The following is a 22,029-nucleotide window of genomic DNA, read 5'->3' as shown; positions in this document are numbered from 1 at the left end:
CACCAAAGCCAATCGAGTCGTCCGCCTTGCTGTTGCCTGATTGTGAATTTGGATCCGGTTTTCAAAGCCTCATTTTCAAATCTGAAATGGTTTTTTTAGAACGATTGAACAATGACTTTTCATCAAATTCGTGCCCAGGTCTTCCCTTTTGCTTTGAGGGCACTGGCGTGCGCCGTGGTCAGCTTGCCCGCTTGGGCGGTCGATCCCTTTACGGTGCGTGACATCCGTGTGGAGGGCTTGCAGCGTATCGAAGCGGGTACGGTGTTCGCGTCTTTGCCTTTGCGGGTCGGCGATCGTTACACCGACGACAAGGGCGCTGCGGCTATTCGTGCCTTGTTTGCTTTGGGTTTGTTCAAGGATGTGCGCTTGGAAACCCAGGGCGATGTGCTGGTGGTGGTGGTCCAAGAGCGCCCATCGGTAGCCTCCGTGGAGTTCATCGGGCTCAAGGAGTTCGACAAGGAAGTGCTGGTCAAGTCCCTGAAGGATGTGGGCCTGTCCGAGGGGCGACCTTTTGACAAGGCTTTGGCTGACAAGGCCGAGCAAGAACTCAAGCGCCAATACATCAGCCGTAGCCTTTACGGTGCCGAAGTGGTCTCCACTGCCACGCCCATTGATCGCAATCGGGTGAACCTGACTTTCACCATCACCGAGGGCGGTCCCGCCAAAATCACGCAGATGGACATTGTGGGCAATCAGGCTTTCAGTGACGCCACTTTGCGTGACCAATTCAATCTGGACACGGGTGGCTGGATGAGTTGGTATACCAAGTCCGACCGTTACTCGCGCACCAAGCTGAACGCAGATTTGGAAGCCTTGCGCTCGTTTTATCTGTCCCGGGGCTTCCTGGAGTTCCGCATCGACTCCACCCAAGTGGCCATGTCGCCCAACAAGCAGGACATGGCCATTACCATCAACATCACCGAAGGTGAACGTTTTGTGATTTCTGGTGTCAAGCTAGAAGGCAATTACCTCGACCGCGATGATGAGTTCAAGGCTTTGGTCAAGATTGCCGTAGGCAAGCCTTACAACGCAGAGACGGTTGCTGAAACCACCAAGGCTTTCACCGATTACTTTGGCAAGTTTGGATTTGCGTTTGCACGTGTGGAAGCCAAGCCCCAAATCGACCGGCGCAACAACCGAGTGCAGTTTGTGCTGCAGGCCGAGCCTTCGCGCCGAGCCTATGTGCGCCGCATTCAGGTCGCGGGCAACGATCGCACCCGCGATGAGGTCATTCGCCGTGAATTCCGTCAACTTGAAGCGGCTTGGTACGACAGCGACAAAATTCGCCTTTCACGAGATCGGGTCGACCGTTTGGGTTTTTTCACTCAAGTGAACGTTGAAACGGTGGAGGTGCCAGGAGCGCCCGACCAAGTGGATCTCTTGTTCACGGTGGCCGAAAAGCCCACGGGCAGCATTTCTTTGGGTGCGGGTTTTTCTTCTGCAGAAAAGGTGACTTTGAGTTTTGGTATCCGCCAAGAGAATGCGTTTGGTTCAGGCAATTACCTGGCGGTTGAAGTCAACACCAGCAAGTACAACCGCAACTTGGTGCTCAGCACCACCGACCCTTATTTCACCCGGAATGGTATTTCCAGAACCGTGGATGTGTTCCAGCGCACCACGCGGCCGTTTTTGGGGGACGTCAATGCCTATAGCCTGATCAACTCTGGTGCGGGTCTGCGCTTTGGCGTGCCGGTGACCGAAACCGACACCGTGTTCATGGGCGTCAACGCCGAGCAAACCGAGATTCGGACGGGCACGGGATTGCCTGATGCCTACCTTGAATACGCGCAAAAATTTGGTGCCACCAGCTCGGCCTTGCCTTTGACGCTGGGCTGGTCGCGAGACGGTCGGGACAGTGCGTTGGTTCCTACCCGAGGCAGCTTGCAGCGTGTCAACGCCGATGTGAGTGTGGGCGGCGACGTTCGTTACTTGCGGGCCAGTTACCAATTTCAGCAGTATTTCCCGCTGACCAAAAAATACACCTTGGCTTTCAACACCGATTTGGGCTGGGGGCAGGGACTCAAGGGGCAGGAATACCCCTTGTTCAAGAACTTTTACGTGGGTGGCTTGGGAAGCGTTCGAGGTTTTGAGCAATCCACCTTGGGCCCAACTCGCCCCACCAGCAGTACCAACCTTGCTCCCATGTACTTGGGTGGTTCGAAAAAAGTGGTGTTCAACGCCGAATTCATCACCCCATTTCCCGGTGCTGGCAACGACAGAACATTGCGCCTGTTTGGTTTCACCGACATCGGACGCGCTTTTGGCGAGAATGAAAACATATCCTTGGGCGATTTGCGGGCTTCTGCAGGGATAGGCTTGAGTTGGATTTCGCCAATGGGGCCTTTGCGTTTTTCCTATGCAATGCCGATACGCCAGCAGACAGGCGATAAAATCCAGCGACTTCAATTCCAAATCGGAACATCATTCTAATGAACACCTTGCTTCAAAAAATGTCCATGGCCTTGTTGGCCGCAGCCTGTGTGACCTCTGTGGCCCAGGCCCAGGAGTTCAAGATGGGCTTTGTCAACACCGAGCGCATCTTCCGCGAAGCGGCCACTGCCAAGCAAGCGCAGGCCAAACTCGAGCAGGAATTCTCGCGCCGGGAAAAAGAGTTGGTGGAAACCGGCAACAGCCTCAAACTGGCTTCCGAAAAGTTCGAACGCGAAACCCCCACTTTGTCCGAGTCCCAGCGCACTGCCCGCCAAAAGCAGTTGATCGACCAAGACCGGGAGTTTCAGCGCAAGCGTCGTGAGTTCCAGGAAGACCTGAATGCCCGCAAAAATGAAGAGCAGCAAATTGTGGTCGAGCGTGCCAACCGCGCCGTCAAGCAAGTGGCCGAATCCGAAAAATACGACGTGATTTTTCAGGAAGCTGTCTACATCAACCCCAAGCATGACATCACCGAAAAAGTCATCAAGGCACTCAACGCCTCGGCGGCCAAGTAACCGCGTCTGACGGGTTCAACCCTGTGTCCTTGACGCTTGCCTCTCTGGTTGATCGGCTTGGCGGGCGTTTGATCGGTGATCCCGATTGGGTGATCGCTGGCATGGCCCCCTTGCAATCGGCCGGGCCCGACCAGATCAGTTTCCTCAGCCACCCCAAATACCAAAGCCAACTCGCTGACAGCCGGGCCGGTTGCGTGATCGTTGCTCCTGCTTTTGAGGCGCAGGCTATTTTGGGGCGCGCGGCGATTGTCACCGACGAACCCTATTTGTATTTTGCTCGGCTGACCCGTTTGTGGAAGCAGACCCAACAACCTCGCCAAGGCCCTCGCATTCATCCCACCGCTGTCATCGACCCGGACGCATCGGTGGCTGAGGACGCGGTGATCGGCCCTTTGTGCGTGGTTGAGCGTGGTGCCAGGGTGGGCTCGGGCTCGGTGCTCAAGTCGCGTGTGACCTTGTCCGAAGGGTGCTCGGTGGGGGAGCGTTGTATCCTGCATTCTGGGGTGGTGGTAGGCGCAGACGGTTTTGGTTTTGCCACGCACCAAGGTCAATGGGAAAAAATTGAACAACTGGGGTCGGTTCGCATTGGCGACGATGTGGAAATCGGGGCCAACACCTGCATCGACCGGGGCGCTCTGGACGACACTGTGATTGAAAATGGGGTCAAGCTCGACAACCTGATCCAGATTGGCCACAACGTGCACATCGGTGCCCACACGGCCATGGCGGGCTGTGTGGGGGTGGCGGGCAGTGCGCGCATCGGCGCGCATTGCACCGTGGGGGGAGGGGCGGTGGTGCTGGGGCATTTGACCTTGGTTGACCATGTGCATATTTCTGCAGCCTCTGTGGTGACCCGATCCATATTGCAGCCGGGGCAATACACCGGCATGTTCCCTCTTGACAGCAATGCCAACTGGGAAAAGAACGCCGCCAGCCTCAAACAACTTTCCCGCTTGCGTGAACGCATCAAGGCGCTGGAGAGCGAGATTCAAAATAACAAGGAAACATGACCATGATGGACATCCACAAAATTCTCAAGCAGTTGCCGCACCGCTATCCCATCTTGTTGGTCGACCGCGTGCTGGAACTGGAAAAAGGCGTGCGCATCAAGGCGCTGAAAAACGTGTCCATCAACGAGCCCCATTTTCAGGGGCACTTTCCGCATCGTCCAGTGATGCCGGGTGTATTAATGCTTGAGGCATTGGCCCAGGCCGCTGCCTTGTTGGCTTTCGACACCCTGGGTGAGACGCCCGATGAACAAACAGTCTATTACTTTGCAGGCATTGATGGTGCGCGATTCAAGCGCCCGGTGGAGCCAGGCGACCAGTTGATTCTGGAGGTGGAGCTTGACCGCATGAAGGCTGGTATTTTCAAGTTCAAGGCCCGTGCGAAGGTGGGCGACGAGATCGCGGCTGAGGCCGAGTTGATGTGTACCATGCGGAAAATTCCGCAGGCTTGAGCGCCATGAGCAAGATCCACCCAACGGCCATCATCAGCCCGAGGGCCGAACTTGACAGTTCGGTGTCCGTCGGGCCCTACACCGTGATTGGGCCCCATGTGTCCATCGGCGCGGGCACCACGGTGGCCAGCCACTGCGTGATCGAAGGTCACACCACGATCGGCCGCGACAATCGAATCTTTCAGTTCAACTCCTTGGGTGCTGTGCCCCAGGACAAGAAGTACAACAACGAGCCTTGCGAATTGCACATTGGTGACCGCAACACGATCCGTGAGTTTTGTACCTTCAACATTGGCTCGCCTGGCGACCGGGCCGTGACCTCGGTGGGCCACGACAACTGGATCATGGCTTATGTGCATTTGGCGCACGATTGCCAAGTGGGCAGCAACACGATCTTTGCCAACAACACACAACTGGCCGGCCATGTGGTGGTCGAGGATTGGGTGATTCTGGGCGGCTTTACCGTGGTGCACCAGTTTTGCCGCATTGGGGCACACAGTTTCACGGCCATGAACTCTTTGCTGTTTGCCGACCTGCCGCCTTTCGTGATGGCACAAGGCCAGCCAGCCCAAGCTCGATCGATGAACTTTGAAGGCTTGCGCCGGCGCGGGTTCTCGGCCGAACGCATCAGCGCCGTCAAGGCCATGCACAAAGCGCTTTACCGTGACGGCTTGTCGCTTAGTGATGCCATGGCCCGCATTGCTGCTTTGGCTCTGGACAAGCCCGAGACCCTGCCTGATGTAGACATGATGCTGGGCTTTTTACAAACCGCTTCACCCCAGCGTGGAATCGTGCGTTGACACAGCCCGCGCACACTCTCATGCCCAAAGCCCCTGCGGGGGCTTTGTCCTTTGCCATGGTGGCTGGAGAGGCCTCGGGTGATTTGCTGGCGGGCTTGCTGATTCAGGGCTTGCACGGGCGCTGGCCGCAGGCGCGTGGTATGGGCATTGGCGGGCCACGGATGCAGGCCCAAGGTTTTGAAGCATGGTGGCCGCACGACAAACTGGCGGTGCGCGGTTATGTCGAGGTGTTGCGCCATTACCGGAGCATCGTGGCCATTCGAGATCAGTTGCGCCAGCGTTTATTGGCCCAGCCGCCTGATGTGTTCATTGGTGTGGACGCCCCTGACTTCAATCTGGACCTCGAATCCAAGCTCAAGGCTGCAGGTGTTCCCACGGTGCATTTTGTGTGTCCATCGATTTGGGCCTGGCGGCCTGAGCGCATCGAGAAGATCCGGTTCAGCGTGGACCACATGCTGTGCATTTTCCCCTTTGAGCCTGCGCTTTTGGCCCAGGCCGGGGTGCAGGCCACTTACGTCGGTCACCCCTTGGCGCAAACCATTTCCATGCACCCGGATCGCTTGTCGGCCCGTCAATCCCTGGGCCTGGATGCGCAAAGGCCCGTGGTGGCGGTTTTGCCGGGCAGCAGGCAGTCCGAAATCGAGCACCTGACACCCCGCTTTGTACAAGCCGCACAAATCATGCAGCGACAAAACTCGTCCTTGCAATTTATTTTGCCAGCCATTCCCAGCTTGCAGCCGCGCATTCAGGCGCTGGTCGATGGGCAAGGCGGTGTGCCTGGTTTGCAGGTGCTCCACGGCCAGTCGCATGCCGCGCTGGCCGCGTGTGATGTGACCTTGATCGCCAGTGGCACGGCCACGCTGGAGGCGGCCTTGTTCAAGCGCCCCATGGTCATTGGTTACCACATGAACTGGCTCAGCTGGCAGATCATGAAGCGCCAGCAGCTTCAGCCCTGGGTGGGTTTGCCCAATATCCTGAGCGAGGACTTTGTAGTGCCCGAGTTTTTGCAGGACCGCTGCACGCCCGAGGCCTTGGCCCAGGCTTGTCTGTCCTGGTTGTCCGCCCCTGACCGGGTGGACGCCTTGCAGTCCCGTTTTCAACAATTGCACCTGGCTTTGCAGCGTGACACAGCCCAGATCTCGACCCATGCCCTCGAAAAAGTCCTCTCGCGCTGAGCAAACTGCCTTGCTTTTCCACGTCTCTGGCTTGATGGCGGGTGTAGACGAGGCTGGACGCGGACCACTGGCGGGCCCGGTGGTCGCCGCCGCTGTGATCCTCGACGATTTGAACCCGATTCGCGGTCTGAACGACTCCAAAAAACTCACGGCCAAGCGCCGCGAGGCCTTATTTGACGAGATACGGGCGCGTGCCTTGTGCTGCGCCATTGCCGAGGCGTCGGTGCAAGAAATTGACCAACTCAACATCCTTCAAGCCACCTTACTGGCCATGAAGCGGGCCGTGGAGCGCTTGCGACTGATGCCCAAACTGGTGCTGGTGGATGGCAACCGTTTGCCCTTGCTGCCCATGCAGGCCGAAGCCATTGTCAAAGGCGATGCGTTGGTGCCGGCCATCTCTGCGGCTTCCATTTTGGCCAAGGTGCACCGTGACCGTTTGTGTCAAACCATGCACCAGCAGTACCCCTTGTATGGGTTTGATCAACACAAGGGCTATGGCACAGCGCAGCATCTGGCCGCTTTGCAAGCGCATGGTCCGGCGGACTGTCACCGCATGACATTTGCCCCGGTGGCCAGGAGTGTGCGATGAAACCGATCAGCTCGCGGGACAACCCGCAGCTCAAAGCCTGGCGGCGTTTGGCCCAAGACAGCACGGCTTACCGCAAGGCGGGGCAGTTCTGGCTAGAAGGCGATCACCTGTGCCGCGCTGCGCTGGAGCGCGGCGTGCGGCCGATGCAGGTGGTTCTGACCGAGTCGTTTCAAGCCGAGCAAGGCGAACAATGGCTGGGGCTGGCCGATCAGGTGTCTGTGGTGCCCGATGCCTTGTTTGCCGGTCTCAGTGGCCTGGAGTCACCTGGCCGCATGGGTTTTGTGGTGGCATGGCAAGCCGCCCATGAGGTGCTGCCAGATGCACCCACGGTGGTGCTCGACCGATTGCAGGATGCGGGCAATGTGGGGGCCATCTTGCGCTGTGCCTCGGCTTTCGGTTACCGCCAGGTGCTGGCCATCAAGGGTACGGCGGCCTTGTGGTCGCCCAAGGTGCTGCGCTCGGGCATGGGGGCGCATTTTGGCCTGCATCTGGTCGAAGCGCTCAGCGAGTCCGATGTGGCGATTTTGCGGTTGCCATTGTTGACAACCAGCTCGCACGAGGGGCCGTTTTTGCACGCCTTGCTGCAAGCGGGTGACTTGCCCCAAAAGTGTGCCTGGGTCTTTGGGCATGAAGGGCAGGGCGTCAGCGCCAGTCTGATGGCCATGGCCCGGCACCAGGTGCGCATTGCCCAGCCGGGCGGTGAAGAATCGCTCAATGTGGCCACGGCGGCGGCCATTTGCCTGCACGCCAGCGCTACAGCAGGTCCCTGAGCCTATTTTTGGTTGAGCCGCAGAGTCAGGGCGCGTGATTTGTCAGGGTTTTCAACTAGTCCTCAGCTATAATGAGAGGCTTTCCCGCTTCAACCTGTACGCCACAGTCCATCCCAGGCCCAATCCTCGAACAAGCAGCCAAAAAGAGATCCCATCTCTGGTGAGTGCTGAGGCGTACCCGAACTATTCCGGAGAACCCAGTGCTTTTGTCTCTTCAGGGAACTTTCCCGCCCGCCATCTTGGCGCTCGCAGACGGCACGGTCTTTATCGGCAACTCGATCGGAGCCACCGGCTCCACCGTCGGCGAAGTGGTGTTCAACACCTCGCTCACCGGCTACCAGGAAATCCTCACCGACCCCAGCTATTGCCAGCAGATCGTCACTTTGACGTACCCGCACATCGGCAATTACGGCGTCAACGTGGAAGACATCGAAGCCGACCAAGTCCATGCCGCTGGCTTGATCATCAAAGACTTGCCTTTGATCGCGAGCAACTTTCGCTCCAGCCAAACCTTGTCGTCCTATTTGGCCGATGCAGGCACCGTGGCGATTGCCAACATCGACACCCGCCAGCTGACCCGCATCTTGCGCACCAAGGGTGCCCAAAACGGTGCCATCGTAGGTTTAGCCAAAGGACAGGAAGTCACACAGGCTGTGATCGACCACGCCGTGGCAGCAGCTAAAGGGGCGCCCAACATGGCCGGCCTCGATCTGGCACAAAAAGTCACTGTGTCCAATTCATACGAATGGAAGCAAACTGAGTGGACTTTGGGTGAAGGCTACGGCAACTTGACTGCGCCCAAGTTTCATGTGGTGGCGTACGACTTTGGCGTGAAGAAAAACATCTTGCGCATGCTGGCTGAGCGCGGCTGCAAAGTCACCGTGCTGCCTGCCAAGACCCCTGCCGCAGAAGTCCTCAAGCACAAGCCCGATGGCATCTTCTTGTCCAACGGCCCAGGCGATCCTCAGCCTTGCGATTACGCGATTGCAGCGACTGCCGAGTTGATCGAAACCGGCATCCCCACATTCGGCATTTGCCTGGGTCACCAAATCATGGCTTTGGCCAGTGGTGCCAAGACGTTCAAGATGAAGTTTGGCCACCACGGTGCCAATCACCCCGTGAAAGACCTCGACTCAGGCCGCGTGTCCATCACCAGCCAGAACCATGGTTTTGCGGTGGATGAAAAAACCTTGCCCGCCAATTTGCGCGCCACCCATGTGTCGCTGTTTGACGGCACCTTGCAGGGCTTGGCCCGCACTGACAAGCCCGCGTTCTGTTTTCAGGGGCACCCTGAAGCATCGCCCGGCCCTCACGACATTGCTTACCTCTTTGACCGCTTCATCAATCTGATGGAGACAAAATAATGCCTAAGCGCACCGACCTCAAAAGTATCCTCATCATTGGCGCGGGCCCGATCATCATTGGTCAGGCTTGTGAGTTCGACTACTCCGGCGTGCAGGCCTGCAAAGCCTTGCGCGAAGAGGGTTACAAAGTCATCCTGATCAACAGCAACCCCGCGACGATCATGACCGACCCGGCCACGGCCGACGTGACCTACATCGAGCCCATCACCTGGCAAACCGTTGAGAAGATCATCGCCAAAGAGCGCCCTGATGCCATCTTGCCCACCATGGGTGGCCAGACCGCGCTGAACTGCGCTTTGGACTTGTGGCACAACGGCGTGCTTGAAAAGTACAAGGTCGAGTTGATTGGCGCGACACCCGAAGCCATTGACAAAGCCGAAGACCGCCTGAAGTTCAAAGACGCCATGACCAAAATCGGTCTGGGTTCCGCGCGCTCGGGCATCGCCCACAGCATGGAAGAGGCGTGGGACGTGCAAAAGACTTTGGGCTTCCCAACCGTCATTCGCCCCAGTTTCACGCTGGGCGGCACGGGCGGCGGTATTGCCTATAACCCCGAAGAGTTCGAAACCATTTGCAAACGCGGTCTGGAGGCTTCGCCCACCACCGAGTTGTTGATTGAAGAGTCTTTGCTCGGCTGGAAAGAGTACGAAATGGAAGTGGTGCGCGACAAGGCGGACAACTGCATCATTGTTTGCTCGATCGAAAACCTGGACCCCATGGGCGTGCACACAGGGGACTCGATCACCGTTGCCCCTGCACAAACCTTGACCGACAAGGAATACCAAATCTTGCGCAACGCCTCTTTGGCTGTGCTGCGCGAGATCGGTGTGGACACCGGTGGCTCGAACGTTCAGTTTTCGATCAACCCCCAAGACGGCCGTATGGTTGTCATCGAGATGAACCCCCGTGTGTCGCGTTCTTCAGCTTTGGCTTCCAAAGCCACGGGTTTCCCGATCGCCAAAGTGGCGGCCAAATTGGCTGTGGGCTACACGCTCGACGAGTTGCGCAACGACATCACGGGCGGCGCCACGCCTGCATCGTTCGAGCCCTCGATCGACTATGTGGTCACCAAGATCCCGCGTTTTGCCTTTGAGAAATTCCCCACCGCCGACAGCCGTTTGACCACTCAGATGAAATCGGTGGGCGAGGTGATGGCCATGGGCCGCACCTTCCAGGAGTCCTTCCAGAAAGCCCTGCGTGGTCTGGAAGTGGGGGTGGATGGCATGAACGAAAAAACCCAAGACCGCGAAGTGCTCGAAAAAGAACTGGGCGAGCCTGGTCCTGAGCGCATCTGGTACGTGGGCGATGCGTTTGCCATGGGCCTGAGCGTGGACGAGGTGTTTGCCTTGACCAAGATCGACCCTTGGTTCTTGGTGCAGATTGAAGAGATCGTGAAGATCGAACTGGAGCTTGAAACCACCACGCTGGAAGCGATCACCGCCGACGAACTGCGTGCGCTCAAGAAAAAAGGCTTCTCCGACCGCCGCTTGGCCAAGTTGCTCAAGACCACAGAGCATGTGGTGCGCGAGCGTCGCCATGCCTTGAACATTCGTCCCGTTTACAAACGCGTGGACACCTGCGCTGCAGAGTTCTCCACCGACACCGCCTACATGTACTCTTGCTACGAAGGCAATGGAGATGGCGAGTGCGAAGCCGAACCCACGACCAACAAGAAGATCATGGTGCTGGGTGGCGGCCCCAACCGCATTGGCCAGGGCATTGAGTTTGACTACTGCTGCGTGCATGCTGCACTCGCCATGCGCGAAGACGGTTACGAAACCATCATGGTCAACTGCAACCCAGAGACCGTGTCAACCGATTATGACACCTCGGACCGCTTGTACTTCGAACCCGTCACTTTGGAAGACGTTCTCGAAATCGTCGACAAAGAAAAGCCCACTGGCGTGATCGTGCAATATGGCGGTCAAACGCCTTTGAAGCTGGCACTTGATTTGGAAGCCGCCGGCGTGCCCATCATCGGCACCAGCCCCGACATGATCGACGCGGCCGAAGACCGTGAGCGTTTTCAAAAATTGCTGCAAGAACTCGGTCTGCGCCAGCCCCCTAACGCCACAGCGCGCACCGAGCCTGAAGCGCTGGAAAAAGCCGCAGCCTTGGGTTACCCCTTGGTGGTGCGCCCCAGCTATGTGTTGGGTGGCCGCGCCATGGAAATCGTGCACGAGCAGCGTGACCTCGAGCGCTACATGCGTGAAGCGGTCAAGGTTTCGCACGATTCGCCCGTGCTGCTGGACCGCTTCTTGAATGATGCGATCGAATGCGATGTGGATTGCCTGCGCGACCCCGAGGGCAAGACCTTCATCGGTGGCGTGATGGAGCACATCGAACAAGCGGGCGTGCACAGCGGTGACTCGGCTTGCTCCTTGCCGCCTTATTCGCTGTCGCCTGCCACGGTGGACGAGCTCAAGCGCCAATCGGCTGCAATGGCGGCTGCTTTGAATGTGGTCGGCTTGATGAACGTGCAGTTCGCCATCCAGCATGTGGACGGCCAAGACGTGATCTACGTGCTGGAAGTCAACCCCCGTGCTTCGCGCACCGTGCCTTATGTCTCCAAAGCCACGGGCATTCAGCTGGCCAAGGTGGCTGCGCGTTGCATGGTGGGTCAAACACTCGCCTCGCAAGGCATCACCAAAGAAGTCACGCCACCGTATTTCAGCGTGAAAGAAGCGGTGTTCCCGTTTGTGAAGTTTCCTGGCGTGGACACGATTCTTGGCCCCGAAATGAAGTCCACAGGTGAAGTGATGGGCGTAGGCAAGACCTTTGGTGAAGCTTTTGTGAAGAGCCAGTTGGGTGCGGGCACCAAGCTGCCGCGTCCCACGAAGGCTGATGGCACGCCATCGGGAAAAGTCTTTATTTCGGTTAAAAACAATGACAAGTCGCGTGCCATCGAAGTGGCGCGTCAGTTGGTGGCCCAGGGCTTTGAGCTGGTGGCCACCAAGGGCACGGCTGCGGCCATTCAGGCCGCTGGCGTGTCCTGCGCCACGGTGAACAAAGTGACCGAAGGCCGCCCCCACATTGTGGACATGATCAAGAACAACGAAGTGGTGCTGGTCATCAACACTGTGGAAGAGCGCCGCAATGCGATCGCTGATTCGCGCAACATTCGCACCTCGGCCTTGCTCAACCGTGTCACGACCTTCACAACCATCGCAGGCGCAGAAGCGGCTGTTGAGGGTATGAAGTACATGGACCAGCTGGGTGTGATTTCTGTGCAAGAAATGCACGCGCAGCTGGTAGCCTAAATCCCTGCTTGTCGCCTCGCGCCTTGGACCGGGCGCAAGGCATAATGCTGTCAATGACCGCCGAGTTTCAAAACTCGGCGGTTTGCTTTTGGAGAATCCAACATGTCAACTATCCCGATCACCAAACGTGGTGCTGAAAAACTCAAGGACGAGTTGTACCGCCTCAAAACGGTGGACCGTCCCGGCGTCATTCAGGCCATTGCCGAAGCGCGTGCTCAGGGCGACCTGAGCGAGAACGCCGAATACGATGCAGCCAAAGACCGTCAAGGCTTTGTGGAAGGCCGTATCCAGGAAATTGAAGGCAAGTTGTCGGCCGCGCAGATCATCGACCCGGCGTCGGTGGATGCGGGAGGTCGCGTGGTGTTTGGTACCACCGTCAAATTGGAAGATGAGAGCTCTGGAGAGGCTGTGACCTACCAGATCGTGGGGGAGGATGAAGCTGACTTGAAATTGGGATTGATCAACATCAGCAGCCCGATTGCTCGCGCCTTGATCGGCAAGGAAGAGGGCGATGTGGCCGAAGTGCAGGCGCCAAGTGGTGTGCGCCGATACGAGATCGTGGGCGTGTCTTACGTTTGAGGCAAAACAAAGGCCGCTGTTCGGCGGCCTTTTGGTGTGTTGCCATCCCGATGCGGGCGGTTCGGATTTCAGTCGTGGCGTCCTTTTTTGACCGATTTTTGCTTGGGTTTGGCCCGCTTGATTTGCCCCCCAGCGGCCAGACGTTGATTGCCCAGCACGCGAACGGTTTTGACTTCAGGGCGTTGACCACCGCGTGAGCTGTATTTCAGGATTTTGAAGTCGCGAGGACCTGCTTTGCGGTCTTCATCTGTTTCCTTGACCTTTTCAGGCTGAGGGCGCCAAAGGATTAACAGTTTTCCAATGTGTTGGATCGGTGCTGCGTTGAGTTGGTCGGCCAGTTGGGCGAACATGGCTTCACGTGCAGCACGGTCATCGCCCAGTACGCGTATCTTGATCAGGCCATGGGCGTTCAGGGCCGCTTGGGTTTCCTTGACCACGGCAGGGGTCAGGCCATCGCCGCCGATCATGACGACCGGATCCAGGTGGTGGGCATCGGCGCGAAAAACTTTGCGCTCGGCAGGTGTGAGTTGTATTTGGGGCATCCCCGTATTATCCCCGCAAGGACGCAAAAGAATGAAAGTCAAAACCAAAAGTAAAAAGGTCAACAAAGCGTGGTTGAACGACCATGTCAATGACACCTACGTGAAACTGGCCCTGAAAGAGGGTTACCGAGCGCGGGCGGCTTACAAACTCAAGGAAATCGACGAAACCTTGGGCCTGATCCGGCCCGGCCATTTGGTGGTGGACCTGGGCTCTGCCCCCGGCGCCTGGAGTCAGTACCTGCGCCGCCGCTTGTCACCCGATGGTGCGGCCGTGGGTGAGCTCAATGGCAGCATCATCGCGCTGGACATTCTGCCCATGGACCCCGTGGAGGGGGTGCAGTTCATTCAGGGTGATTTTCGCGAAAATGAGGTGTCCGCCCGGCTGGAAGCGGCCTTGCAAGGGCGGCAGGCCGATGTGGTGGTGTCCGACATGGCCCCCAATTTGTCGGGCATTGAGGCCTCGGATGCGGCGCGGGTGGAACATTTGATCGAACTGGCCGTGGAATTCGCACAAAATCACATGAAGCCGCAGGGAGCTTTGGTGGTCAAGGTCTTTCACGGCAGTGGCTATAGCCAGATTGTCAAGATGCTCAAGGAGACCTTCAAGGTGGTCAAGCCGATCAAGCCTAAATCCTCACGGGATAAATCTTCGGAGACTTTTTTGGTGGGAATGGGCCTGATTCAAGGGGCCTGATGCATTAATTCCCAGCTTTTTGAGGGCCAAACCTCTGCAAAGGGTAACCAAGGCTGCTGGCAGGCCTAGAATGGTGTAAGTCAATTTTTTCGATTGGAGTCTTTCTTGAATAACCCTTGGTTTTCCAAAATTGCCGTCTGGATGGTGATTGCCATGGTGCTGTTCACCTTGTTCAAACAATTTGACAACCGTGGTGTCGCCGGTGCGAACGCCATGGGTTATTCTGATTTTTTGGAAGAGGTGCGCAGCAACCGGATCAAGAGCGCCACGATTTCTGAAAGCCCTGGCGGCACTGAAATCATGGCTGTCACGGTCGATGACCGTCGCATCAAAACCACGGCCACTTACCTTGACCGTGGTCTGGTGGGTGATTTGATCAGCAGTGGCATCAAGTTTGATGTCAAACCACGCGAAGAGGGCTCCCTGCTCATGACCTTGCTGGTCAGCTGGGGTCCGATGCTGCTTTTGATTGGTGTTTGGGTCTACTTCATGCGCCAAATGCAAGGGGGTGGCAAAGGCGGTGCCTTCAGTTTTGGCAAGTCCAAAGCCCGCATGATGGACGAAAACAACAACAACACCACTTTTGCGGATGTTGCTGGTTGCGATGAAGCCAAAGAAGAAGTCAAAGAGGTGGTCGACTTCCTCAAGGATCCTCAACGTTTCCAGAAATTGGGCGGTCGCATCCCTCGCGGTTTGCTGTTGGTGGGGCCTCCCGGAACCGGTAAGACTCTGCTGGCTAAAAGCATCGCAGGTGAAGCCAAAGTACCGTTCTTTAGCATTTCTGGTTCTGATTTTGTCGAGATGTTTGTGGGTGTGGGTGCGTCCCGAGTTCGCGACATGTTTGAAAACGCCAAAAAGAACGCGCCTTGCATCATTTTCATTGATGAAATCGATGCGGTCGGTCGCCAGCGTGGCGCAGGCTTGGGAGGCGGCAACGACGAGCGCGAGCAAACCCTCAACCAGATGCTGGTGGAGATGGACGGCTTTGAAACCAATCTGGGGGTGATCGTCGTGGCGGCCACCAACCGTCCGGACATTCTGGACGCCGCCTTGTTGCGTCCCGGCCGTTTTGACCGACAGGTCTATGTGACCTTGCCCGACATCCGCGGTCGCGAGCAAATTCTGAACGTGCACATGCGCAAAGTGCCCATCGGACAAGACGTGAACGCGGCCGTGATCGCCCGTGGTACGCCCGGCATGAGCGGTGCCGATCTGGCCAACCTGTGCAATGAAGCGGCCTTGATGGCGGCACGTCGCAACGCCCGCGTGGTGGAGATGGTCGATTTCGAGAAAGCCAAGGACAAGATCCTGATGGGCCCCGAGCGCAAGAGCATGGTCATGCCCGAGGAAGAGCGCCGAAACACGGCCTACCACGAAGCAGGGCACGCCCTCATCGGCAACCTGCTGCCCAAGTGCGATCCGGTGCACAAGGTCACCATCATCCCCCGTGGACGAGCGCTGGGCGTGACGATGAGCTTGCCCGAGAAGGACCGCTACAGCTTCGACAAAGAGTTCATGCTCAACCAGATCAGCATGCTGTTTGGTGGGCGCATCGCCGAAGAGGTTTTCATGAACCAGATGACGACCGGTGCCAGCAACGATTTCGAGCGTGCCACCTCCATTGCCCGCGACATGGTCATGCGTTACGGCATGACCGATGCCTTGGGCCCGATGGTGTACGCTGAAAACGAAGGCGAAGTGTTTCTCGGCCGCTCGGTCACCAAGACCACCAACATGAGCGAAGCCACCATGCAAAAGGTGGACTTGGAGGTGCGCCGCATCATCGACGAGCAGTACAGCTTGGCCCGTCGTTTGATTGAGGAGCACAGCGCCCAAATGCACGCCATGGCCAAAGCCTTGCTCGAGTGGGAAACCATCGACAAAGATCAGATTGCCGACATCATGGCAGGCCGTGATCCTTTGCCTCCCAAGGACTTTACACCTCGTACGCCCCCGTCCGGCGGCAACAGCGGTGATGGCTCTTCGGTCGTCCAGCCTGAACCCGCTACCACAGCGGCTTGAACGAGCCAGGACAAGGCAGTAAGACAACGGACGGGGCCTGCGGGCCCCGTTTTCCATGGCGGTGCCCTTTTTTGTTTTGTTTGAAAGTTGCTTGTTGCATGCATTGGCAAACCACACGTTTTAAGCTGGACCTCACTCGCCCGTGGGTCATGGGCATCGTCAACCTGACCCCAGACTCTTTTTCGGATGGCGGACAGCATGCGCAGGGTTCACTGGCCTTGCAACATGCCGAGCGGTTGTTGCGAGAAGGTGCAGGCGTTCTGGATGTGGGGGCGGAGTCGACCCGACCTGGTGCCCAAGTGGTGCCTCTTGAAGACGAGTTGGCGCGTTTGATGCCATTTTTGCGCGAAGCCGTACGCTGGCAGGTTCCGATCTCGGTGGACACCTACAAGCCTGAGGTGATGCAGACGGTTCTGGATTTAGGGGTGGACATCGTGAACGACATTTGGGCTTTGCGCCAGCCAGGTGCCGAACGCGTGGTGGTAGCCCATCCATCGTGCGGCGTGTGTTTGATGCACATGCACCGTGACCCGCAGACCATGCAACTGGACACCATGAGCGGCGACGTCGTTTCCGATGTCAAGCAATTTTTGCAAGCGCGCATGCAAAGTCTCTTGGCACAAGGCGTTGATGCAACCCGTTTGGTGCTGGATCCGGGCATTGGGTTTGGCAAAACGGTGAAGCAAAACTTCGAATTACTGGCCCACCAAGCGCAATTGATGCTGGAGGGACGTCCTGTGATGTCGGCTTGGTCTCGAAAGTCGTCTTTGGGGGCTGTGCTGCATCAAGATGGCGTTATTCCCCAGCCCTCTGAGCGCTTGTCAGCCAGTGTGGCTGCGGCTTTACTGGCCGTTGAGCGGGGTGCTCGCCTGGTTCGTGTGCACGATGTCAAAGCCACGGTGGACGCCTTGAAAGTCTGGCAAGCAGTTCAAACAGCAGCCGCTGAAAAATGAGCGCTTGCGCTTAGTGCGTGTCAGCGATTTGGCTTGCTTAGACCGATAAAATCAGGCAACTCATTATAAAAAAAGGATCAGTTCATGGCGCGTCAATATTTCGGGACAGACGGCATTCGCGGCACTGTGGGCCAAAGCCCCATCACCCCCGACTTCATCTTGCGGTTGGCTCACGCGGTCGGCCGTGTCTTGAAGACCCAGGAACCCCATCCCGTGGTGTTGATCGGCAAAGACACCCGCATTTCCGGGTACATGCTCGAAAGTGCTCTGGAGTCGGGCTTCAATTCGGCAGGTGTGGACGTGGTCTTGCTCGGGCCTGTGCCGACGCCCGCTGTGGCTTACCTGACACGAGCGCAACGCGCTTCCTTGGGGGTGGTGATCAGCGCCAGCCACAACCCGTTTGCCGACAACGGCATCAAATTCTTCAGCGCCAAAGGACAGAAACTGTCCGATGCTTGGGAGGAGTCCGTGGAAGCCAGGCTGCTGGAGGATCCGGTCTGGGCGGATTCTGCCGATCTGGGCAAGACCCGACGACTGGACGATGCCGCGGGCCGATACATCGAGTTTTGCAAGAACACATTCCCCAACGACTTGACCCTTAAAGGCCTGAAAATTGTGGTGGATGCGGCCCACGGGGCGGCTTATCACATCGCGCCCAAGGTCTTTCACGAATTGGGCGCAGAGGTGGTCGCCATCGGTTGTGCGCCCGATGGCCTGAACATCAACAAAGGCGTGGGCGCCACGCACCCCGAGGCGCTGGTGCAGGCCGTCAAGGACCACCGAGCCGATTACGGCGTGGCTCTCGATGGTGATGCCGATCGCCTGCAGTTGGTGGATGCCACCGGCCGCTTGTTCAATGGGGACGAGTTGTTGTACCTGATGGTCGCTGACCGCTTGGCCCGTGACGAGGCTGTGCCCGGTGTTGTGGGCACTTTGATGACCAACCTGGCGGTAGAGATTGCTCTCCAAAAGCGAGGCGTGCAATTTGTGCGGGCCAAAGTGGGAGATCGCTACGTGTTGGAGGTCCTGCACGACAAAGGCTGGTTGTTGGGCGGAGAAGGTTCGGGCCATTTGCTGGCCCTGGACAAGCACACCACGGGCGATGGTCTGGTCAGTGCTTTGCAAGTGCTGCAAGCCTGTGTGAGCAGTGGTCAGACCATGGCGCAGTTGCTCGAAGGGGTCAGTCTCTTTCCGCAAACTTTGATCAATGTGCGTCTGTCGCCCGGATTTGATTGGCAAGGTCACGCCGCTTTGTGGGCGGCCAAACAAGCGGTCGAGACCGAGTTGGGGGATTCCGGGCGTGTTTTGATTCGTGCCAGCGGGACCGAACCCTTGGTCCGCGTCATGGTAGAGGCGAGGGATGCGGCGCAGGCGCGTCAATGCTCTGAACGGATAGCGGCGACCTTGTCATGACGACCCCGGAGTTGTCTCGTCCATCATTTGCTTGGGCGGGCCTGGAGGTGCACGCTCCACCCGTGTGGTGGGGGATGTCCCAGGTCCTTGAGGTTGTCTTTTTCAGTAGATCAGGCGGTCCGGCTTGATCTCTTGCAAGATCGTGGTGGCGATTTCTTCGATGGACTTGGTCGTGGTCGACAGCCAACGGATGCCTGATCGGCGCATCATGGCTTCACCTTCAGAGACTTCCATGCGGCAGTTTTCAAGGCTGGCGTAACGCGAGTTGGGGCGGCGCTCCGTGCGGATTTCTGACAGTCGCTCCGGCTGAATGCTCAGGCCAAAGATTTTCGAGCGATGTGGCATCAGCGCGGGTGGCAGCTGTTTGCGCTCAAAGTCCTCCGGGATCAAGGGGTAGTTGGCCGCTTTCAAGCCATGCTGCATGGCCAAATAAAGGCTGGTGGGAGTTTTGCCGCTGCGGCTGACACCCACCAAAATGACATCCGCCGACTCCAGATCGCGATTCGATTGACCGTCGTCGTGCGCCAGCGAAAAATTGATGGCTTCAATCCGGTCGTGGTATTCCTTGCTTTTGCTCACATCAGAAAAACGTCCTACCCGGTGGTGCGACTTGATGCCGAGCTCGGCTTCCAGTGGATTGACAAATGTACCGAACATGTCGAGCAGCATGCCCTGGCAATGTTCTTGAAGCACTTTGAGGACATCCATGTTCACCAGGGTGGTGAACACAATCGGTTTGGTGCCTTCTGTGTCGGCGGTGTGGTTGATCTGCCGCACCGCTTGGTGTGCTTTGTCGATGGTGTCTGTGAATGGCAATCGAACATGGCGAGACTTCATGTCGAATTGGGCCAGGATGGCGTTGCCAAAAGTTTCGGCGGTGATGCCTGTGCCGTCAGATATGAAAAATACAGTGCGTTTTGGCATGCTCGTCATTTATTTCAATGGCCGGGGTCAACATGACCCCTAAAATCAGTCAATTATCCACCGCTGTCCGCTCGGGGTTCAATTCAAAGAACAACACAACCCTGACCTGCACCATGGAGCCGAGTTTTAACTTTGGAGCTTTGCATGTCTGATCTTTTCAGCGAGACCGCTTTGGTCGTTCCCTTTGAGTTGTTGCGCATGACCGACGTCGAGTCGGTCGGGGGCAAAAATGCCAGCTTGGGGGAAATGATTTCTCAATTGCCCTCGGGCGTTCGTGTGCCTACAGGCTTTGCCACCACCGCCCACGCTTTTCGGCAATTTTTGGCTTTCGCAGGCCTGACCGAACGCATCAATGCCCGTTTAGACGCTTTGGATACCGAAGACGTGCGCGCCTTGGCTGCAGCGGGTGCCGAAATTCGCGCCATGGTCGAAGCCCAGCCCTTTCCCGTCGACTTCGAAAAAGCCATCCGCGAGGAGTTTGTGCGCCTGCAGGGCAGCAATCCGGAGTCTTCATTTGCGGTGCGTTCTTCGGCCACTGCCGAAGATTTGCCCGATGCCTCGTTTGCCGGTCAGCAAGAAACCTTTTTGAACGTGGTCGGTATCGACGATGTTCTTCATAAGATGAAAGAGGTGTTCGCCTCTTTGTACAACGACCGCGCCATCAGTTACCGGGTGCACAAAGGCTTTGCCCACGCCGACGTGGCCTTGTCGGCTGGCGTTCAGCGCATGGTGCGCTCTGATTTGGGTGCGGCGGGCGTCATGTTCACCATTGACACTGAGTCGGGTTTTGAAGATGTGGTGTTCATTACCTCGAGCTACGGTTTGGGCGAGACGGTGGTGCAGGGTGCCGTCAACCCGGACGAGTTTTATGTCCACAAGCCGATGCTGGCAGCTGGCAAGCGCAGCGTGATACGTCGCAACCTGGGCTCCAAGCTTATTGAGATGGTGTTCACCAGCGCGCAAGAAAAAGCGGCTTCGGGCAAGCTGGTGAAAACCACCGACGTGCCCACCGAGCTGCGCAACCGCTACAGTCTGACCGATGACGATGTCGAGCAACTGGCCCGCTATGCGGTGGTTATCGAGCAGCATTACGGTCGCCCCATGGACATCGAATGGGGCAAGGATGGCACCGACGGCTTGCTGTATATCTTGCAGGCCCGCCCAGAGACTGTGAAAAGCCAGACCAAAGGCACGCCCGAGCTGCGCTACAAACTCAAAGGCAAAAGCGCCATATTGGCTGAGGGCAGGGCGATTGGCCAAAAGATTGGCACCGGCCCGGTACGCCTGGTTCACCACATCAGTGAGATGGACCAAGTTCAGCCGGGAGATGTTTTGGTGACCGACATGACCGATCCGAACTGGGAACCGGTGATGAAGCGCGCCAGCGCCATTGTGACCAACCGGGGCGGGCGCACTTGCCACGCCGCCATCATCGCTCGCGAACTGGGCATTCCTGCAGTGGTCGGTTGTGGCAATGCCACCGAGCAATTGACCGAAGGCAGTCTGGTCACCGTCAGCTGCGCCGAGGGCGATACCGGGCACATTTACGATGGGCTGCTCGAAACCGAAATCAGCGAGATCCAGCGTGGCGTGCTGCCTGAGATCAAAACCAAAATCATGATGAATGTGGGCAATCCCCAACTGGCCTTTGACTTTGCCCAGCTGCCCAATGCCGGCGTGGGCTTGGCCCGTCTGGAGTTCATCATCAACAACAACATTGGCGTGCATCCCAAGGCCATCCTGGATTACCCCGCCATCGACGCTGACCTGAAAAAAGCCGTGGAGTCGGTAGCCCGTGGCCACGCCTCCCCCCGCGCTTTTTATGTTGACAAGGTCGCCGAAGGCGTGGCCAGCATCGCCGCTGCCTTCTGGCCTAAGCCGGTCATCGTGCGACTGTCGGACTTCAAGAGCAACGAATATCGCAAGCTGATTGGCGGCAGCCGCTACGAGCCGGAAGAGGAAAACCCGATGCTGGGTTTTCGGGGTGCTGCGCGCTACATCAGCGCAGACTTCGGCGAGGCTTTCGCCATGGAGTGCGAAGCCCTCAAGCGGGTACGAGGCGAGATGGGCCTGACCAATGTGCAGATCATGGTGCCCTTTGTGCGCACCTTGGGGCAGGCCGAGAAGGTCACGCAACTGCTGGCCAGCCAAGGTCTGCGCCGCGGCGAAAACGAGCTCAAGTTGATCATGATGTGCGAGGTGCCGAGCAACGCCATCCTCGCGGAGCAGTTTCTTGATTTTTTCGATGGTTTCTCGATTGGTTCGAACGACTTGACTCAGCTGACTTTAGGTTTGGACCGCGACTCAGGCATGCCGCTTTTGGCTGCCGATTTTGACGAGCGGGATCCTGCCGTGACGGCCTTGATTTCTCAAGCCATCAAAGCCTGCTTGTCCAAAGGCAAATACATTGGGATTTGCGGTCAAGGCCCGTCGGATCATCCGGACTTTGCGCATTGGTTGATGGACCAAGGCATCAGCTCGATTTCGTTGAACCCGGACACCGTCATCGAGACTTGGACGAATTTGGGGCGCTGAGCCCG

18 protein-coding genes are annotated in these 22,029 nt (G+C 57.6%); 16 read left to right on the top strand and 2 right to left on the bottom strand.

Annotated features, from left to right (window positions below; translation table 11 throughout):
- The first annotated feature begins 111 nt into the window (after positions 1-111).
- From bamA to greA, 11 genes are all read left to right on the top strand, one after another.
- Positions 112-2,430 carry an outer membrane protein assembly factor BamA gene (bamA, locus tag ACIQ47_RS00195; RefSeq protein WP_396436258.1) on the top strand — a complete coding sequence of 773 codons (2,319 nt, stop codon included), beginning with the start codon at positions 112-114 and terminating at the stop codon, positions 2,428-2,430.
- A complete protein-coding gene (locus ACIQ47_RS00190) occupies positions 2,430-2,945 on the top strand; it encodes an OmpH family outer membrane protein (RefSeq protein WP_396436257.1) in 516 nt (171 codons plus the stop codon). The genes bamA and ACIQ47_RS00190 overlap by 1 nt, the downstream gene beginning before the upstream one ends.
- Before the next feature lie 23 nt (positions 2,946-2,968).
- Complete coding sequence (gene lpxD / locus ACIQ47_RS00185) at positions 2,969-3,955, top strand: UDP-3-O-(3-hydroxymyristoyl)glucosamine N-acyltransferase (RefSeq protein ID WP_396436256.1); 987 nt, start codon at positions 2,969-2,971, stop codon at positions 3,953-3,955.
- Between the two features lie 2 nt (positions 3,956-3,957).
- Positions 3,958-4,404 carry a 3-hydroxyacyl-ACP dehydratase FabZ gene (fabZ, locus tag ACIQ47_RS00180; protein WP_108353803.1) on the top strand — a complete coding sequence of 149 codons (447 nt, stop codon included), beginning with the start codon at positions 3,958-3,960 and terminating at the stop codon, positions 4,402-4,404.
- A 5-nt stretch (positions 4,405-4,409) separates the two neighbouring features.
- Positions 4,410-5,204, top strand: coding sequence for an acyl-ACP--UDP-N-acetylglucosamine O-acyltransferase (gene lpxA / locus ACIQ47_RS00175; protein ID WP_296292009.1), 795 nt, complete (start codon positions 4,410-4,412; stop codon positions 5,202-5,204).
- 20 nt (positions 5,205-5,224) lie between these two features.
- Positions 5,225-6,379, top strand: coding sequence for a lipid-A-disaccharide synthase (gene lpxB, locus ACIQ47_RS00170; RefSeq protein ID WP_396436255.1), 1,155 nt, complete (start codon positions 5,225-5,227; stop codon positions 6,377-6,379).
- The gene (rnhB, locus tag ACIQ47_RS00165) at positions 6,351-6,968 is read left to right on the top strand and encodes a ribonuclease HII (protein WP_396436254.1); all 618 of its coding nucleotides are present in this window, start codon (positions 6,351-6,353) and stop codon (positions 6,966-6,968) included. Before lpxB ends, rnhB begins: the two co-directional genes overlap by 29 nt.
- Entirely contained in the window at positions 6,965-7,738 is a 774-nt protein-coding gene (locus ACIQ47_RS00160) for a TrmH family RNA methyltransferase (protein WP_396429280.1), read from the top strand. Before rnhB ends, ACIQ47_RS00160 begins: the two co-directional genes overlap by 4 nt.
- A gap of 200 nt (positions 7,739-7,938) precedes the next feature.
- Complete coding sequence (gene carA, locus ACIQ47_RS00155; protein ID WP_396436253.1) at positions 7,939-9,102, top strand: glutamine-hydrolyzing carbamoyl-phosphate synthase small subunit; 1,164 nt, start codon at positions 7,939-7,941, stop codon at positions 9,100-9,102.
- Complete coding sequence (gene carB / locus ACIQ47_RS00150) at positions 9,102-12,362, top strand: carbamoyl-phosphate synthase large subunit (RefSeq protein ID WP_396436252.1); 3,261 nt, start codon at positions 9,102-9,104, stop codon at positions 12,360-12,362. Before carA ends, carB begins: the two co-directional genes overlap by 1 nt.
- A gap of 102 nt (positions 12,363-12,464) precedes the next feature.
- Entirely contained in the window at positions 12,465-12,941 is a 477-nt protein-coding gene (gene greA, locus ACIQ47_RS00145) for a transcription elongation factor GreA (RefSeq protein WP_396436251.1), read from the top strand.
- A gap of 68 nt (positions 12,942-13,009) precedes the next feature.
- Here the strand turns inward: greA and ACIQ47_RS00140 are convergent, their stop codons facing one another.
- A complete protein-coding gene (locus tag ACIQ47_RS00140; RefSeq protein ID WP_396436250.1) occupies positions 13,010-13,483 on the bottom strand; it encodes a YhbY family RNA-binding protein in 474 nt (157 codons plus the stop codon).
- A 31-nt stretch (positions 13,484-13,514) separates the two neighbouring features.
- Between ACIQ47_RS00140 and ACIQ47_RS00135 the strand changes: the two genes are divergently transcribed.
- The 4 genes from ACIQ47_RS00135 (at position 13,515) to glmM (ending at position 18,565) form a co-directional block, all read left to right on the top strand.
- Positions 13,515-14,177: an RlmE family RNA methyltransferase gene (locus tag ACIQ47_RS00135; protein ID WP_396436249.1), complete on the top strand. Its 663-nt coding sequence runs from the start codon at positions 13,515-13,517 to the stop codon at positions 14,175-14,177.
- A 105-nt stretch (positions 14,178-14,282) separates the two neighbouring features.
- Positions 14,283-16,199 carry an ATP-dependent zinc metalloprotease FtsH gene (gene ftsH, locus ACIQ47_RS00130; RefSeq protein WP_396436248.1) on the top strand — a complete coding sequence of 639 codons (1,917 nt, stop codon included), beginning with the start codon at positions 14,283-14,285 and terminating at the stop codon, positions 16,197-16,199.
- 98 nt (positions 16,200-16,297) lie between these two features.
- Positions 16,298-17,152 (top strand): dihydropteroate synthase, encoded by an 855-nt coding sequence (gene folP / locus ACIQ47_RS00125; RefSeq protein ID WP_396436247.1) that lies wholly within the window; start codon positions 16,298-16,300, stop codon positions 17,150-17,152.
- An 84-nt stretch (positions 17,153-17,236) separates the two neighbouring features.
- On the top strand, positions 17,237-18,565 hold the full coding sequence (gene glmM, locus ACIQ47_RS00120; protein WP_396436246.1) for a phosphoglucosamine mutase: 1,329 nt from the start codon (positions 17,237-17,239) through the stop codon (positions 18,563-18,565).
- Positions 18,566-18,667: 102 nt separating this feature from the next.
- On the opposite strand, the gene ACIQ47_RS00115 is transcribed toward glmM, so the two are convergent.
- Complete coding sequence (locus tag ACIQ47_RS00115) at positions 18,668-19,489, bottom strand: pyruvate, water dikinase regulatory protein (protein ID WP_396436245.1); 822 nt, start codon at positions 19,487-19,489, stop codon at positions 18,668-18,670.
- Positions 19,490-19,633: 144 nt separating this feature from the next.
- Between ACIQ47_RS00115 and ppsA the strand changes: the two genes are divergently transcribed.
- Positions 19,634-22,024, top strand: a complete 2,391-nt coding sequence (gene ppsA / locus ACIQ47_RS00110) for a phosphoenolpyruvate synthase (RefSeq protein ID WP_396436244.1) — start codon at positions 19,634-19,636, stop codon at positions 22,022-22,024.
- Positions 22,025-22,029: the final 5 nt, after the last annotated feature.

Origin of the sequence: Limnohabitans sp., from assembly GCF_044373035.1 — a bacterium.
In the GTDB taxonomy this organism is placed as follows: domain Bacteria; phylum Pseudomonadota; class Gammaproteobacteria; order Burkholderiales; family Burkholderiaceae_C; genus Limnohabitans_A.
The sequence above is the reverse complement of the archived record's forward strand: the minus strand, read 5'-3'. Positions and strand labels throughout refer to the sequence as shown.

Coding starts and splice junctions, on each gene's coding strand:
- lpxA (WP_296292009.1), top strand. CDS start 4,410: ATGAGCAAGATCCACCCAACGGCCATCATCAGCCCGAGGGCCGAACTT.
- folP (WP_396436247.1), top strand. CDS start 16,298: ATGCATTGGCAAACCACACGTTTTAAGCTGGACCTCACTCGCCCGTGG.
- lpxB (WP_396436255.1), top strand. CDS start 5,225: ATGCCCAAAGCCCCTGCGGGGGCTTTGTCCTTTGCCATGGTGGCTGGA.
- bamA (WP_396436258.1), top strand. CDS start 112: ATGACTTTTCATCAAATTCGTGCCCAGGTCTTCCCTTTTGCTTTGAGG.
- ppsA (WP_396436244.1), top strand. CDS start 19,634: ATGTCTGATCTTTTCAGCGAGACCGCTTTGGTCGTTCCCTTTGAGTTG.
- glmM (WP_396436246.1), top strand. CDS start 17,237: ATGGCGCGTCAATATTTCGGGACAGACGGCATTCGCGGCACTGTGGGC.
- fabZ (WP_108353803.1), top strand. CDS start 3,958: ATGATGGACATCCACAAAATTCTCAAGCAGTTGCCGCACCGCTATCCC.
- ACIQ47_RS00115 (WP_396436245.1), bottom strand. CDS start 19,489: ATGCCAAAACGCACTGTATTTTTCATATCTGACGGCACAGGCATCACC.
- ACIQ47_RS00190 (WP_396436257.1), top strand. CDS start 2,430: ATGAACACCTTGCTTCAAAAAATGTCCATGGCCTTGTTGGCCGCAGCC.
- carB (WP_396436252.1), top strand. CDS start 9,102: ATGCCTAAGCGCACCGACCTCAAAAGTATCCTCATCATTGGCGCGGGC.
- greA (WP_396436251.1), top strand. CDS start 12,465: ATGTCAACTATCCCGATCACCAAACGTGGTGCTGAAAAACTCAAGGAC.
- ACIQ47_RS00160 (WP_396429280.1), top strand. CDS start 6,965: ATGAAACCGATCAGCTCGCGGGACAACCCGCAGCTCAAAGCCTGGCGG.
- ACIQ47_RS00135 (WP_396436249.1), top strand. CDS start 13,515: ATGAAAGTCAAAACCAAAAGTAAAAAGGTCAACAAAGCGTGGTTGAAC.
- rnhB (WP_396436254.1), top strand. CDS start 6,351: ATGCCCTCGAAAAAGTCCTCTCGCGCTGAGCAAACTGCCTTGCTTTTC.
- ACIQ47_RS00140 (WP_396436250.1), bottom strand. CDS start 13,483: ATGCCCCAAATACAACTCACACCTGCCGAGCGCAAAGTTTTTCGCGCC.